Raw genomic sequence first — 15,261 nt, forward strand, 5'->3', positions numbered from 1 at the left:
AGGATGTCGGGGGAAACGCAATGAAACTCACGCCTGTCGTATCCGGTATTGCAGCGCTCGTCCTGTCGGCTTGCGGTGGTAGCGATAGTTCTTCGCCACCGCCCGGGCAGCCGACGGCTCAGACAGTCAGCGGCGTCGCGGCGGCCGGCGCGGCGATGCAGGCCGCCACCGTGAAGCTGGTCGATGCGACCGGCAGGACGGTCGACTGCCCGGCCGATGCGTCAACCGGCGCGTTTCATTGCGCGGTGACCGGCTTGACCGCGCCTTTTGCGTTGTCCGCATACGGCAACGTCGCCGATTCGCAGGCCACGCTGATCGCGCTCAGCGCCACGGCGGGCACGCAGACGATCAACATCACGCCGATCACGAACGCGATCGCCGCCACGATCGTCGGCGGCGACCCGACGAAGCTGCTGGCCGACACCGGTTTGCTGCAAAGCAAGGTCACGGCCCAGGCCGTTGCCGGCACGGTGCAGGCTTATTCGACGGCGCTGGCCGACCTGCTGGCCGCCACCGGCAATACGGGCGTCGACCTGATTTCCGGCCCGTTGACCGCGGGTGCGCCGGGGCTCGACCGGTTGCTCGACCAGCTGAAGATCAACGTGCTGCCGGATGGCGGTGTCCAGATCAGCTCGGTGGCGGGCGCGTCCAGCGATACGCCGGTGCAGCTTCAGCTCGCGCCCGGCGTCGCGCCGCAGGCGAGTGACAAGGCCAGCCTGCCGGCTGCCGCGACGATCAATGGCGCGGTGGTGTCGAACCTGCCGAGCGCCAGCGATCTGGCGGCATTGCAGCGCGCGCTCAACCAGTGTTTCGCCGGGTCGACCGGCGCTGCGCGCACGGGCGGCAGCGTATCGGCGTGCGGCCAGATCTTCGTCGACGATGTCGCGTCCGGCGCGCTCAATGCAGGCGTGCCCGCCGCATATCTGAACAACGGGATGTCGGTCGACCAGGAGTTCGGTGCGCCGGCCGGCGGCGCGCCGGGCATCGTGGCCGACGATGCGATGAACAACGCCAGCTTCAGCCTGCCGGAAGTCATCCGCGTCGTCGCCGGCGACACGATGTGGATCAAGCTCGCGTGGACACGCAGCGACGGCATTCGCGACGGCATGCAGCAACATGTGCAGCTCGCGGTGCGGCCGGGCAGTCTCGCGAATGGCGATACCGGCTGGCGCGTGATCGGCAACCAGCGCGCGGTATTGAGCAAGGTCAACGCGAACGCGCAGAAGTGGGACTGGTTGAACCCGGCCAATCCGTCGACGGGGACCAACGCGTTCGTCGATTCGCTCAACCTGCAGGTGGGCGCCGTCGACGCGGCCGGCACGGCGGTGGACTTCGCGATCGTCAACGGCCCCGGCTTGCGCAACGGCGTGTTTCTCCAGCCGTCGAGCGGCACCTGCGACACGCTGAACATCCGCGCGCAGATCGCCAGCGGGCAGACGCCGGCGCAGCTCGCCGTACTGGCGAAGAGTGCGCAGTGCCGCAACAACTTCCGCCTGGCCGGCGTCGCGCAGGATCCGGCGGACCAGGGCCTGTTCACGTGGCCGGGCGACGCGCCGCGCAACAATACCGCGTGGGCGAAGCCGCAACTGAGCACCGCCGAGCTGGCCGACATCAAGCCGTTCAGCGCCTATACGATCGACGTCTACCAGAACGGCAATACGTCGACGCCGGCCAGGCACTACACGGTGCGCTTGCGTACGCCGTCACCGTCGCCCGACGCGCTGCGTCAGTACGCGTGGCACGACCTCGCGCAGTCCACGCGCGACAAGCTGACGCCGGGCTCCGCCGCCACGTTCGCGGGCGGCGCGACTTTCCCGCTGGGCTGGAAGTCGAAAGCAGGGCTGCCGTTCGTCAAGCGCGGCAACGTGCAGATCCGCGCAACCGCGACCGGGCAGACAGTGGCGACGTTCGTCAACGGGATTGCATCGGCGCTGGCGGTTCAGCCGGGTGCGGCGGTGACGCTCAACGTGCCGGGCGATCAGGGCGTCGCGTTCCCGTCGGTGGCCGGCTGGGGCGGCAGCACGGACTTCTCGTTCGTGAGCCTGAACTGGTCCGATTCGATCGACACGGTCTTCACCGAGTCCTTCGAGTACGACCGGTAACGGTCGGTCGGACCGATGCGTGCGGCGAACACGCGGCCGGCGGGACGATGCGCGACCCGTCGGCGCGTTCCCGCTCGCCGGCCTGGCGCGACCGCGGGGCCCGCTCGTGCTCATGCACGGCATGGACGGGTATCGAGATGTCGGCGGATGTGCCGTGCTCCGGCGCATGCACCGGCGACGATGCGCGCTACCAGCCCGCCGCCGTCCGTGCCTTCAGACACTTGAACCCCAGCCTCACGGCTCCGACGCCGCCCGCGACCGGAATTCGCGGCAACAGAAACGGATCGTCGTTCGCACCGGCACATCCGCGCCGGGTCGTCGTCGCATTGCCGTAACCGGCAGCGATGACCTGATCGCGCACGCGCGCATCCAGATCGCCGTACGGGTAGCAGAACGATTCGACGCATTGACCGCTCAGCTTTTCGAGTTTCCGCTTCGATTCGGTCAGCTGAAAGTCCGAGACAGTCGATGGCACATACGACAGCGCGACGTGATCGAGCGTATGCGAGCCGATTTCATGACCGTGATCGCGCCACGCGAGCATGTCCTCGCACGTCATCAGCGGCGAGCGCGCGGTCGGCGCGCCCGCGTCCCAGTCGTTCGCGCCCCCGAACCGGCCGGCGACGAAGTAGCACGTCGCGGTGAATCCGAGTGCGTCGAGCACGGGCATCGCGTGCGTGAGCACGTTGAGAAAGCCGTCGTCGAACGAAATGCCGAAGACCTTGCCCTGCCGCTCCCCGCGCAGGTACGGCTGCAGTTCGCGCACGCTCAGGCCGCGATAGCCGAGCCGCCTGAACAGCATCATCTGGCGGCGGAACGCGTCGGGCGCGACGCTCAGGCCGCGCAGCCGGTCGGTCGGCGGCGGCAGCGGGCGGATCTGGTGATACATCAGGATCGGATAGCGGGAGATGCGCGCAAGCATGGGTGGATCGCAGGAAAGCGGGATTACGCGGCCTTGCGGAAAATCCGCAGGGTCTTGAAGTCGCACTCCTGCGTGCGCAGGTCCCAGTATTTCTTCCAGATATTCATTGCCATTTCGTGTTTCTCAACGAGGTCACCCAGCGCGACGGGTTGCGTCGAACCGATTTCTGATAGACGGACAAGGTCGCGTCGATGAACGCGTCGAACGAGAATTCGCGCCGGCCTTTCAGCCGCGCGCTGCGCCCCATCGCCCGGATGCAACCGGGCGCCTGCACGATCGCGCGCAGGATCGCTTCGATCGCCGCGGGCTCGCGCGGCGGGACGACCCAGCCGTCCACGCCCGGTTCGACGTTTTCGGGCAGCCCGCCCACGCGCGTCACGATCGCGGGGCAGCCGAGCGACATCGCTTCGCGGCACGCATACGACAGGCTCTCGTGATACGACAGCACGAACGACACGTCGATGATCGAGAACGGCGCCCGCACATCGTCGAGGCGCCCGGTGAACGCGGTGCGCGACGCCATGCCGTGCCGCGCGAGCTGCTCGCGCTGCTCGCGGGACGGCTCCGCGCCGACCAGCAGCACGCGAAACCGCTCGCGCTCGGCTTCGGGCAGGCGGCCGAGCGCCGCGATCAGGTCCATCCAGCCTTTTTCGGGCGCGGTGCCGGCGCTGCTGCCCAGCACGATCGCGTCCGCGCCGGCCGCCCCGAACAGCGCGATCTTGCGGCGGCGGATCTCGTCGGCCGCCAGTCGTTCGGCAGCCGGCCGGCGCACGCCGTGCTTGACCACGGTGACGTTTCCGTACGGCGAGCGCAGCGCGAGCATGCTCGCGACGTAGTCGCTGACCGCGATCGTGTGGTCGGTGGCGAGCCGCGCGCGCAGCAGATTGCCGAAGCTGTCGGCGCGATAGGTGTTGTGCTTGGTCAGCACGACCGCGGGTCGATACCGGCAGCCGAGCAGCGCGAGCATCACCTGCCGGTGATCGGCGGACCCGTTCACGTGGATCACGTCGAAGCGCTCGGCGGCGATCCGCCGGCGCAGCCGCAGAATCTCCCGGCACAGCCGGTTCCAGCGCGGCTTGAATTCCATGTCGAAGATCGCCACGTCGGGACTGTCCCGCAGGAGCCGCGACAGGCGGCTGCCTTCCGGCGACGCCACGGTTACGCGGTGATGGCGGCTCATCGCGACCGCGAGATCGCGGACGTAGGTGTCCTGGCCGCCGCCGTAATCGCCGTGGAAGTTGGTGTACAGAATGTTCATCACGATGCGGCTTTTTCCCGGTCATTCATTTCAAAGGATTGCTGATGAAATGAATGACTCGACCTGATGGAAGCAATGACGTGAACGCGGTGCCGCGTTTCCGGCTCGAGATTGCGTGTTGGCGTCAAGCGCCGGCGTCAACGCGAATCATTTCCAAATATTACAGATCGGTTACGTGCCGTAGTGTCGATGTCTGCGCATCTTTGTGAGAATGTGTCGCGATCGCTGCATCGTGTCGCGTCGTGCGCGCCGACACGTCCTTTCCCGACGACATCAGGACGCAAATCAACCCGCGCCGCTTTCAGAATTGAAAGCTGGTGCGCCATTTGCGTTAGAATGCCCCCCCTGTCCGCCCGGGTGACCGCCGGAGACCGCCCGCAGCGGACGGATCGCCCGGATGGCGACACAGGTTTCGATTCGCCGCCGGACGCGAATGATCGGCCCGCCGTTAGCAACATACGCTTTGTAATTTGGACGACTAATGAAGAAGAAACACAACATTACCGGGTACATCGTTGTCGCGATGATTCTTGGTATCGCCGTGGGTTACGCCTGCCATAGCGCGTTTCCCGACCCGAAGATGGCGAAGGAAGTCGCCGGCTACGTGTCGCTGCTGTCCGACGTGTTCCTGCGCTTGATCAAGATGATCATCGCGCCGCTGGTGTTCGCGACGCTGACCGTCGGCATCGCGCAGATGGGTGACGGCGGCGCGGTGGGCCGCGTGGGCGTCAAGGCATTCGGCTGGTTCTTCATCGCGTCGTTCACGTCGCTGCTGCTCGGTCTGCTGGCCGCGACGATCCTGCAGCCGGGCAGCCACCTGAGCCTGCCGCTGCCGCCGTCCGATGCGGCGCTGAACCTGAAGACGGGCGCGTTCACGCTGAAGGATTTCGTCGTGCACCTGGTGCCGAAGTCGATCGCCGAGGCGATGGCGAACAACGAGATCCTGCAGATCGTCGTGTTCTCGATCTTCTTCGGCACCGCGCTGTCCGCGCTCGGCGAAGCGGGCAAGCGCCTGACCGGCGTGATCGACGATCTCGCGCAGGTGATGCTGAAGGTGACGGGCGCGGTGATGTGGTTCGCGCCGGTCGCGGTGTTCGCGGCGCTCGCGTCGACGATCACGACCGAAGGGCTCGGCATCCTGCTCACGTTCGCGAAGTTCATGGCGAGCTTCTATCTCGCACTCGCGCTGCTGTGGGCCGTGCTGACGCTCGCCGGCGTGACGTTCCTCGGCAAGCGCGCGTTCACGCTGCTTCGACTGATCCGCGAGCCCTTCCTGCTGTCGTTCGCGACGGCGAGCTCCGAGGCCGCGTATCCGAAGCTGCTGGACGCGCTCGACCGCTTCGGCGTGAACCGCAAGATCTCGAGCTTCGTGCTGCCGATCGGCTATTCGTTCAACCTCGACGGCTCGATGATGTACTGCACGTTCGCGGTGCTGTTCATCGCGCAGGTGTACGGGATCCATCTGCCGCTCGGCACGCAGATCACGATGCTGCTGATGCTGATGGTGACGTCGAAGGGGATGGCCGGCGTGCCGCGCGCATCGCTGGTCGTGATCGCGGCGACGCTCAACCAGTTCAATCTGCCTGAAGCCGGGTTGCTGCTGATCATGGGCGTCGACATGTTCCTCGACATGGGGCGCTCGGCGACCAACGCCGTCGGCAATTCGATCGCGGCGGCCGTGGTCGCGAAGTGGGAAGGGCAGCTCGGCGCGCCGCGCGACGACGACGATTCGGACGGCGCGCGCGTGGCCGAGGTGAAGGTGCGCGAAACGTCGGCATGACGTGTGGCAATGCGGCGGTGCAACGCCGCGTTGCCCGACCCGCGGCAAATGATATTCGCCGGCCTGGACGCGATACGGATCAGGCCGGCGATTTGCGTCGGACGCAGTAGCTTTTCCGATACTTCCGAAATGGCATTCGCCGTTTCAATTGATCGACGTCGAATGGGCGGCGATATTCCGGCAGGCGAGTGCCTGATTCTCCCGATTCCTGATTCGCCGCGTAAGTGACCGTTCACTGACGCACGGTCGAGCGCGTCGCAAGCGCGGGCGATTCGCAATTTTTTTCGATTTATATAACGCTATTCTCGCCCTGCGCATGATCGAATGCATGCCGTATGTCATACCGACCGCACCGGATGATTCGGGGAAGAATTTACATCTCGCGGACTACAAGCCATCTGGCCGGCCGATCCCTCGTGTGAACGACTACCCGATTCAGGAGAGCATCCGTCATGGTCGCCAGAAAACGCATCCAGGCTGCGGTCGTCGCCGCGGCGATCGCCGCGCTCGCGCCGGCCGCGCACGCAGCCAACACCACCGACTGGATCGCGAACACGTACGGCACGCTCGCGGCGCACGTCGGCAACGTCGCGCGCGCGATGTGGGTCGCGCCCGAAGGCGTGATCTACACGGCGTCGATGTGGGACGAGGATGAAGGCGGCGTCGCGATCTACCAGAACGGCAAGAGCATCGGCTCGATCGGCGCGCATTCGGAATTCCAGGGCAGCGCGATCACCGGCAATGCAACGTCGCTGTTCGTCGCGCTGCAGCCGGGCAAGACATACGGCAGCGGTGCGGTGGGGCGCTACAACCGCGCGACCAAGTATCGCGACCTCGTGATCCAGATCAGCGCGGCGACCAACCAGCCGCGCATCGACGTCGTCACCGGGCTCGCGACGGCCGGCTCGCTGCTCTATGCGAGCGACTTCTACGGCAATCGCGTGCGCGTGTTCACGACCGATGGTGTGTGGCAGCGGGACATCGCCGTGTCGGCGCCGGGCGCGCTCGCGGTGGACGGCGCGGGCAACGTGTGGGTCGCGCAGAAGCGTGCCGGCTCGATCGTCGCCTTCAGCCCCGCCGGCGCGTTGCTGAACACGATCCGGATGCCGGCCGGTTCGCAGCCGTCGGCGCTGTATGTCGATGCGGCGGCCGGGCAACTGCTGGTGGGCGACGAAGGCCCAGACCAGAACATCAAGCGCTATTCGATCTCGGGCCGGCCCGCGCTGGCCGGCACGTTCGGCGTGCGCGGCGGCTATCTCGACACGACGACGGGCATCAAGGGGCAGGTCGGCGCGCAGCGCTTCACGCGAATCGTCGGGATCGGCAAGGACACCGGCGGCAACCTCTACGTGCTCAACAACCCGTGGGGCGGCAGCTGGGATCTCGGGCGCAACGGCGCGACCGACATTCATGCGTACGGCAGCAGCGGCAACCTGCGCTGGACGCTGCAGTCGCTGAACTTCGAAGGCATCGCCGCGCCGGATCCGGTCACGGACGGCGCGCTGTTCTACGGCGGTACGCACATCTACAGCGGCAGCGCGGGCGGCAAGTTCGTCGCGAACACCGTCGATCCGTTCACGTACCCATCCGACCCGCGCATCGACATGAGCGACACGCAGCGCGACGAGCACTTCGGGCTGCTCACGTCGGTCGGCGCGAACCGGATCCTCGTCGCGGCCGGCCAGAATCCGCCGGTCTTCTACTTCTATCACTTCAACGCGGCGAACGGCTACATCGCGATTCCGGACGGCTCGATTCCCGGCCCCGCGTTCAACACGACGCAGCGCGTGACCGGCGGCTTCAGCGTCGACAGCCAGGGCGGCGTATGGGCCGGGCTCGACAAGACCGGCGCGATCACGCATTACCCGCTGACCGGCTTCGACGCGAACGGCAAGCCGTCGTGGGGGCCCGGCGTCGCGACCCGCATTCCGGCCAGCATCCAGCCGCTGACGCGCATCGTCTATCTCGCGGACAGCGACACGATGGTGCTCGCGCAGGGCGCGGTCGGCAGCAACGACTGGACGTCGATCGGCACGCGCATCGAGGTGTACCACGGCTGGCGCGCGGGCAACACGACGAAGCCGGACCCGGTGATCACGCTGCCGCACAGCGGCGCGAAATCGATCGATGCGGCGGGCAACCACCTGTTCGTCGGCTACTGGTTCAGCAGCAGCGGGCCGCTGTGGCCGAACGTCGACGCGTTCAACCTCAGCACCGGCAATCTCGACACGACGCTGGTCAACGCGAGCCCCGCGACCGTCGATACCAGCAGCGCGATCGATGCGATGTACAGCATCCGCGCGTATCGCCGCTCGAACGGCGAGTACGTGGTGATGAAGAACAACGTGAAGGGAAACAGCATCACCGTGTACCGGTGGACGCCCTGACGGTTTGAACGTGCGGCCGTTTCGGGCAGCGGCCGTACTCGCGAAGTCGTGAAAGCAATCGTGCGCATTTCGCTGGATTGTTGCGCAATGCGCGTGCAATGAATCGCACGCATCCTGCGTGCCGCGCCGTGTCGGGCCGCGTTCCCGAACCTCCCGACGTGGAAATGCGGTTCCGTGCACAATGGCGGCGGCTCCCGCAGACGGTGTGCGGGCGTGCACGATGAACCGGCGCGGCTGCCCCCTGCCGCGTTTCTTATGCTCGAAGCGACCCAACGATGAAAATGAAAACGACACCGAACCGCCTGTTGACGATCGCCGCGCTGGCCGGCGCACTGAGCGGCCCCGCCTACGCGCAGACGGCGGCGACCGTCGCGACCGTCAACGGCACGCCGATCACGCAGGCCGACGTCGATACGCTGCTGCGCGCGTCCGGGCAGCCCGATTCGCCGCAGATTCGCCAGGCGATCAAGAATCAACTGATCACGCGCGTGCTGGTTCAGCAGGCGGCCGAGAAGGCGAACTACGCGGACAAGCCCGAGGTCAAGGCGGCGATGCAGCAGGCGAAGGTGACGGCCGAGGTTCAGCTGTACCTGCGCGACAACGTGAAGCCGGAGCCGGTGACGGACGAGCAGGTCAAGGCGCGCTACGACGAACTCGTCGCGGCGCTCGGCAAGAACGAATACAAGCCGCGCGTGATCGTCGTCAAGGATGCGGTGGCGGCGGCGACCGTGCTGAGCGAGCTGAAGGCGGGCAAATCGTTCGACGGGCTGGCGCGCCAGTACAGCCTGGCGCCGAGCCGCGATACCGGCGGCGAGCTGCCGTGGGTGAGCTTCAATACGCCGGCGGCGGAGGGCAAGACAGCCGGGTTGCCGCTGCCGGTCGCGCAGGCGCTGGAGAAACTGCCGGTCGGCGCGGCGACGAAGGACTCGATTGCGGTCGATGGCGCGCGGGTGATCGTGAAGCTGGATGCGAAGCGGCCGACGCAGGTGCCGGGTTTCGAAACCGCGAAGCCGACGCTTCAGCAGCAGTTGCAGGCGATCGCGGCCGAGAAGGCGAGTGCGCAGATGATCGGCAATCTGCTGAAGGACGCGAAGATCACGCAGTAACGCGAAGGCGTCGAATCGCCGCGCGTCACGCGCGCCAGATCATGTTCGCGCTGGTGTCGGTCTCGGATGCGACGCGGAAGCCGAGCCGCTCGTAGAGCCGCCGCGCCGGATTGCCGTGCAGCACGCTGAGCGACACCGGCACGTGCATGCGTGCCGCGTCGGTCAGCAATGTGTGCAGCACGGCCTCGCCGATTCCGTGGCCCTGGCGCGCGGGGAGGATCTGGATCTGATGGACGTGCCATTCGCCGGCGTCGCGCGTCACCTTCAGCAGGCCGATGGGGGCGGCGCCTTCGCAGACGATCATCGCATCGTCGAAATTCGCGCGGATGCGCCGGTCGTGCGCTTCATCGTCGATCGGCGCGCCGACGCGCTGCAGGTGCTCGGTCATCGTGAGTCGACGGAGCGTTAACAGGAACGGGAGGTCTTCCCGAGACGCAGCACGCAGATGGATCGCCGGTTTCATGAATGGTGCGCGGTTGCGTCGGGCGCGAGGCCACGGCATGGATCACAGGCCCGACAACGGAATCTGCAGGCCGGCCGGACGATGTTCGAGGACATTGGTGACCTCGTATTCGGTTTTTGCTCCGTCCGAAGTTTGCCACTGCTGCATACGGACATTGCACAACAGCACGTCGCCCCTGCTGAAACTGATCTGGCTGTTGTTCACGCGCGACAGGAAGCCGGCATCGGTGATCGTCGCGTGAATCGTCGACGTGCCGTCGTACAGGCGCCACTTGTTATCGTCCTTGAATGCGAGCGACACGATCGAGAACGCCATCTTGCGATGCTCGTCGAGCAGGAGCGCATCGGTTGGCTCCGGCGCGTGAAACCATGCGATCTCGTTGCGGGCGACCGTCTCATACACCTCGGTATCGGTGCCGGCCGCGAAAATCTCGATGCCTTCGCGCGCGAGCGGCGCAAGCACTTGCGCGGTTGCGCGGCGAACGCGGACGTCGCGTAGCAGCGTGAGCACGGACAGATCGATTTCGAGTGTGTCGCCGTCGACGTGCAGCACCGCGGTGTGGTCCTGCATCCGCACGTGCGTGATCTCGCGCCCACGCAACCATTTGAGGACGGCGAAAAGCCCCTTCCTCGCCCTGGGCGCGGCGATGCCGAGCGCGGTCAGGATCGTCACCGCATTGGCGAGCGCTGTGCCTTCGCTGCCGCTCAGCATGTCGCGCATGCGGCCGAGCAGCGAGGTCGCAAGCGTGAAGTCGATGCCGAAGCTGCCGGTCTTGAAGCTGCCGCGCACGTTGACCTGCGGCCGGACCCGATCGCCGCATAGTGCGCGCGTCGACGCGTCGAGCAAATCGCCGAAGGCGAGCAGCGCGGGCGCGAGTTCGCGCACGTCCATCTCGGACGATTCGAGCGTGGGCCCGTCGTACGTGATGCGAAATCGGCTCATGGCGTCGAAGGGGGCGATATCGGCCGGGTCGGTACGGTTTCCATTGCGTTCGGTCATGTCGAGTGCTGGCAGGAGAGGGGGACGATACCCGAAACGAAGACTTTCGGATGTCCTTCATGTTGAACGCGAATGACCGTTTGTGCGCGATTTTGGCCATCCGGGCAAGGCGGCTTTCCGACATGTCCCGATAGCGCCAGGCAAGCAACGAACTTTGCCGATCCCGGGCATGCGGTGAGGCCGGCGATGGCGCGGAGGAGGCGTGGCGGGATCTGGATGCGAATCGATGCCAGATTGCTGCAACCAAGAATCAGCTGGAAGCGCTGTGCGCGCGGATCGAACACGGTGAATCATCCGATCGCTTGCTGGCGGGGCAGCAATCACGTGCCGTTACGCACGTTCATCGTGAGCGGCCGAATCTTGCGGCGCGCGGCGAGTTCGATCAATCGTACTCGACCCGGGATGCGAAGGCCGGATATTGCCGCGCCATGTCCTGCAGGCAGTCGCGCATCAGCCTCGCGTCGCGGGGAAAGCGGCGTTCGAATTCCGACCAGCCTTTCAGCCGAAGAACGAGCGGCATATCGACCAGCGCGGTAATGGCGTCCCGGAACGCATCCCAGTTTCTTCCATACCAATCCGGGAAACTCAACTGCTTCATCAGCCGCACGTGCAACTGTTCGGTCGATTCGATATCGTCGAGTTCGATTTCCACCCGCGTGTCGCGTGCCATCCTGTTCTCCGACGGACAGTCGCGAAACATTCAATTCATTTCGCGCTCCGTACCGAGCATCATAGCGCGCGCTTCCGGCGGCCGTGCAATCCGCTCCCGAACCGCCGGCGCCGCCAGGCACGTGGCGACGGCCTCATACCCCGGCGCACCGGGGTAAGGCGCCACGCGCGCAGGCGGGCTGTGGTTGGCCGGGCATAACAGGATGGTTTCGTCGGGGCCGACCGCAGCGAGATCGAGGATCGCCGACGAGCGCGTCAGCAGGAACAGCGGACGCATGCCGGCGGCCGCGCATGTGCGCAGATGCGCAATCAGCGCCCGTTGCGTGGCCTGATCGAGGCCCTGCTCGATCATGTCGACGATCCGCACGCGCGGGCCTTCCGCTTCGAGGCTGACGAGCAGGGCGGTCAGCACCGCCGACGGCGTCGCGCCGTTGCCGGCGAGTAACGCCGCGGTGCGGTCGACGCGCGACTTCAGTTCCGGATCGGCGCGCAATGCATCGAATGCCGCGGCACAGTCGTCGTCCAGCCGATCGAGGCCGACGAACACGGCGCCGGGCAACGCATCGGCCAGCCGAAGCGCGAGCCGCGTCTTGCCGCTTCCCAGCGAACCGATGATGTAGTTCAACGGCCGGATATCGCGACACTCGAACCGTTCGCCACCCCACGGCCACGGCAGGTCGAACGCAACACCCGCGCTGCCAGGGTCGACCAGCCGCGTCAGTTCGCCGTCTGTCGGCATCCGCCCCCGTGCCAGGCCGGCACGCATCGCGCGCACGCTGTCGAGCTTGCCAACGAGATCCCGAATCCCGCGATCGAGCGCCGTTTCGTGAGCCGCCAGCGCGGCATCGAGACGGCGCGCGTCGCCGTCGAGCACGTTCGCCACCTGCGCGAGACCGAGGCCGAGCTTGCGCAGCGCCGCGATGTCGGCGGCGCGGGCGAGATCGTCCGGGCCGTACGCGCGGTATCCGGCCGGCGTGCGTTCGGGCATGACGAGGCCGTGCCGCTCGTACAGCCGCAGCGCCTTGATCGAGATGCCGAGTCGGGCGGCGGCGGCCGATGCGTGCAAGCGGAGTGTGTCCGTACCCATCCGTCACCTCTTTGCTGTCGATTCGTTGCGGCCAGCATAAAGGCGATCCCAAGGGCCGAGTCAAGCGCGATCGCGCTAACGCTCAATCGGCGGCCGCGAATTCGTCGCGCAGCGCGCGATACAACCGTCGATAGCGCGCGATCCGCCCCGCGAGCAGATCGATCGACGCGGGATCGGGCGCGACCGTTTCCGTGACGGGCGGCGCGACACAGACTTCCTCCAGGCTGTCGTTCGTCGCAGCCAGCCGTGCGAGCCGCGCGGCGCCGAGTGCCGCGCCGACCGCGCCATCCGCATGGCGCTGCATCGCGAGCCCGGTCGCGTTCGCGCACAACCGCGCCCAGAACGCGCTCTTCGAGCCGCCGCCGATGAACGACACCGCGTCGAGCGTCGTGTCGGCCGCGCGCAGTGCGTCGTAGCCGTCGGCCATCGCGAACGCGACGCCTTCCATCACCGCATACGCGAGGTCGTCCGCATCGTGTTCGTTCGACAGTCCGAAGAACACGCCGCGCGCATGCGCATCGTTGTGCGGCGTGCGCTCGCCGCCGAGATACGGCAGGAACAGCGGCGCGCGGGCCGGATCGGCGTGTTCGGCGCGCGCGGCCAGCGCGCCGGGCGTCTCGCCGTGCGCACGCGCGAGCCAGTCGAGGCTCGCGGCTGCCGACAGGATCACGCTCATCTGGTGCCAGCGCCCTTCCACGCAGTGGCAGAACGCGTGCACGGCGGCGTCCGGGTTCGGCGCGAAGCGGTCGTTGCCGGCGAACAGCACGCCCGACGTGCCGAGCGACAGGAAGCCGCTGCCGGCGCCCGTGACGCCCATGCCGATCGCGGACGCCGCATTGTCGCCGGCGCCGCCGGCGATCGTTACGGGCCCGGCGATCCCCCATTCGCGCCGCAGCGCGTCGCGCAACTGCGCGGCGGCCGCGTTGCCTTCGACGAGGCGCGGCATCTGCGCGCGCGACAGCTCGGTCGCGGCGAGCATCCGGTCGGACCAGTCGCGGCGCGCGCAGTCGAGCCACAGCGTGCCCGACGCGTCGGACATATCGGACACGAACTCGCCGGACAGGCGCCAGATCAGATAGTCCTTCGGCAGCAGCACCTTGTGCACCGCACGAAACACGGCCGGCTCGTATTTCGCGAGCCACAGCAGCTTCGGCGCGGTGAAGCCGGGCATCGCCATGTTGCCGGTGATCGCGCGCGATTCCGGCACCAGCGCCTCGAGCTCGACGCATTCGGTGCCGGCGCGCGTGTCGTTCCACAGGATCGCGGGGCGCAGCACCTGGTCCGCGCGGTCGATCAGCGTCGCGCCGTGCATCTGCCCGGACAGCGCGATGCCGCGCAGCGCGGCGAAGCCGGCCGGATGCGCGGCGCGCACCGACGCGATCGCGTCGAGCATCGCGTGCCACCATGCCTGCGGGCTTTGTTCGGACCAGTGCGGATGCGGCCGGCTGATCGACAGCGTGGCAGCGCCGGTCGCGAGGGGGACCGATCGGGAATCGGTGAGCAGAACCTTGACCTCGGACGTGCCGAGATCGATGCCGAGATATGTCACGTATGAAGCGTCCTGTCTGGGGCGCGCGGCGGCATGCGTCGCAGGGGCGGCGCGTCGTCGCGGCCGTGCGGTTCGTTGAGCCGGTGCAGCGCGCGGAATTTCGACGGCGGCACCTGCTTCATCGCGAGAAACTGACGGTTGAAGTTCGACAGGTTGTTGAAGCCAACCCGGTAGCAGATGTCGGTCACCGTCAGGTCGGAAAACATCAGCAGCTCGCACGCCTCGTTGATGCGCAGCCGGTTCAGGTAGCGCACGAACGACGAGCCGGTGTGGCGCCGGAAAAACCGCGTGAAGGTGCTGACGCTCATGCCGGCGAACGCGGCGACGTCGGTTTCGCGCAGCATGCCGGGCAGGTTCTGCTGCAGGTACGACAGCACCTGGTTGATGGTCGACGACATGTAGTGCTGCGCGTCGCTGCGATAGCCGGGCCCCGCGAGCACGCGCCGCTCGCGGCACGACGACAGCCGGTCGAACAGCGACATCAGGATCTCGACGCGCCGGCAGCCGTGCGCGCTGGCGAGCTCGAGCATCAGCGGCGCGACCTCGAGGCCGATGCGGTCGGGAAACTGCACGCCGCGCGCCGCGTCGTCGATCAGCTCGATCACCGGCTGCAGCTCGCTGAATGCGTCGACCATCTTCTCGATCGCATCGCGCGAGAACTGCAGCACGACGTCGCGCGACGGCACGCGTTCGCCGTCGGCGAGCTCGCTGACCCAGTTGTGCGGCAGGTTCGGCCCGGTGACGATCAGGTTGCCGGGCCCGAAATCGCCGATATGGTCGCCGACGAACACCTTGCCGCGCGACGCCTGGATCAGGTGAATCTCGTACTCGGGATGGAAGTGCCACTTCGCGACCGAATGCGGATAGTCGTGGACCCACGCGCGGAACGATTCGTCGCGGTGGGTGGGAACGATCTCGAGATCCGGGTTCATCGTATGC

The 15,261-nt window shown here is 66.9% G+C and carries 12 protein-coding genes; 4 read left to right on the plus strand and 8 right to left on the minus strand.

Going from position 1 to position 15,261, the window contains the following annotated elements; translation table 11 throughout:
• The first annotated feature begins 20 nt into the window (after positions 1–20).
• Positions 21–2,102, plus strand: a complete 2,082-nt coding sequence (locus CFB49_RS29080) for a hypothetical protein (protein WP_089493036.1) — start codon at positions 21–23, stop codon at positions 2,100–2,102.
• 187 nt (positions 2,103–2,289) lie between these two features.
• On the opposite strand, the gene CFB49_RS29085 is transcribed toward CFB49_RS29080, so the two are convergent.
• Positions 2,290–3,024, minus strand: coding sequence for a polysaccharide deacetylase family protein (locus tag CFB49_RS29085; protein ID WP_089493037.1), 735 nt, complete (start codon positions 3,022–3,024; stop codon positions 2,290–2,292).
• Between the two features lie 103 nt (positions 3,025–3,127).
• Entirely contained in the window at positions 3,128–4,282 is a 1,155-nt protein-coding gene (locus CFB49_RS29090) for a glycosyltransferase (RefSeq protein ID WP_089493038.1), read from the minus strand.
• A gap of 481 nt (positions 4,283–4,763) precedes the next feature.
• Here CFB49_RS29090 and CFB49_RS29095 point away from each other — a divergent pair, with 481 nt between their 5' ends.
• The 3 genes from CFB49_RS29095 to CFB49_RS29105 all read left to right on the plus strand — a co-directional run bounded on the left by CFB49_RS29095 (position 4,764) and on the right by CFB49_RS29105 (position 9,555).
• Positions 4,764–6,062: a dicarboxylate/amino acid:cation symporter gene (locus CFB49_RS29095; RefSeq protein WP_069617519.1), complete on the plus strand. Its 1,299-nt coding sequence runs from the start codon at positions 4,764–4,766 to the stop codon at positions 6,060–6,062.
• 452 nt (positions 6,063–6,514) lie between these two features.
• A complete protein-coding gene (locus tag CFB49_RS29100) occupies positions 6,515–8,449 on the plus strand; it encodes an SMP-30/gluconolactonase/LRE family protein (RefSeq protein ID WP_089493039.1) in 1,935 nt (644 codons plus the stop codon).
• Between the two features lie 275 nt (positions 8,450–8,724).
• Positions 8,725–9,555 (plus strand): peptidylprolyl isomerase, encoded by an 831-nt coding sequence (locus CFB49_RS29105; RefSeq protein WP_089493040.1) that lies wholly within the window; start codon positions 8,725–8,727, stop codon positions 9,553–9,555.
• 25 nt (positions 9,556–9,580) lie between these two features.
• Here the strand turns inward: CFB49_RS29105 and CFB49_RS29110 are convergent, their stop codons facing one another.
• The 6 genes from CFB49_RS29110 to CFB49_RS29135 form a co-directional block, all read right to left on the minus strand.
• On the minus strand, positions 9,581–10,018 hold the full coding sequence (locus tag CFB49_RS29110) for a GNAT family N-acetyltransferase (protein WP_089493041.1): 438 nt from the start codon (positions 10,016–10,018) through the stop codon (positions 9,581–9,583).
• A gap of 42 nt (positions 10,019–10,060) precedes the next feature.
• Positions 10,061–11,017: a hypothetical protein gene (locus CFB49_RS29115; RefSeq protein WP_089493042.1), complete on the minus strand. Its 957-nt coding sequence runs from the start codon at positions 11,015–11,017 to the stop codon at positions 10,061–10,063.
• 382 nt (positions 11,018–11,399) lie between these two features.
• Positions 11,400–11,687 carry a barstar family protein gene (locus tag CFB49_RS29120; RefSeq protein ID WP_089437530.1) on the minus strand — a complete coding sequence of 96 codons (288 nt, stop codon included), beginning with the start codon at positions 11,685–11,687 and terminating at the stop codon, positions 11,400–11,402.
• Between the two features lie 30 nt (positions 11,688–11,717).
• Positions 11,718–12,773, minus strand: coding sequence for a MerR family transcriptional regulator (locus CFB49_RS29125; RefSeq protein ID WP_089493043.1), 1,056 nt, complete (start codon positions 12,771–12,773; stop codon positions 11,718–11,720).
• Positions 12,774–12,855: 82 nt separating this feature from the next.
• Complete coding sequence (gene xylB / locus CFB49_RS29130; RefSeq protein ID WP_089493044.1) at positions 12,856–14,322, minus strand: xylulokinase; 1,467 nt, start codon at positions 14,320–14,322, stop codon at positions 12,856–12,858.
• On the minus strand, positions 14,319–15,254 hold the full coding sequence (locus CFB49_RS29135) for an AraC family transcriptional regulator (RefSeq protein ID WP_089493045.1): 936 nt from the start codon (positions 15,252–15,254) through the stop codon (positions 14,319–14,321). The genes xylB and CFB49_RS29135 overlap by 4 nt, the downstream gene beginning before the upstream one ends.
• Between the last annotated feature and the right edge of the window lie 7 nt (positions 15,255–15,261).

It is taken from the genome of Burkholderia sp. AU17457, from assembly GCF_002223255.1.
GTDB lineage: Bacteria > Pseudomonadota > Gammaproteobacteria > Burkholderiales > Burkholderiaceae > Burkholderia > Burkholderia sola.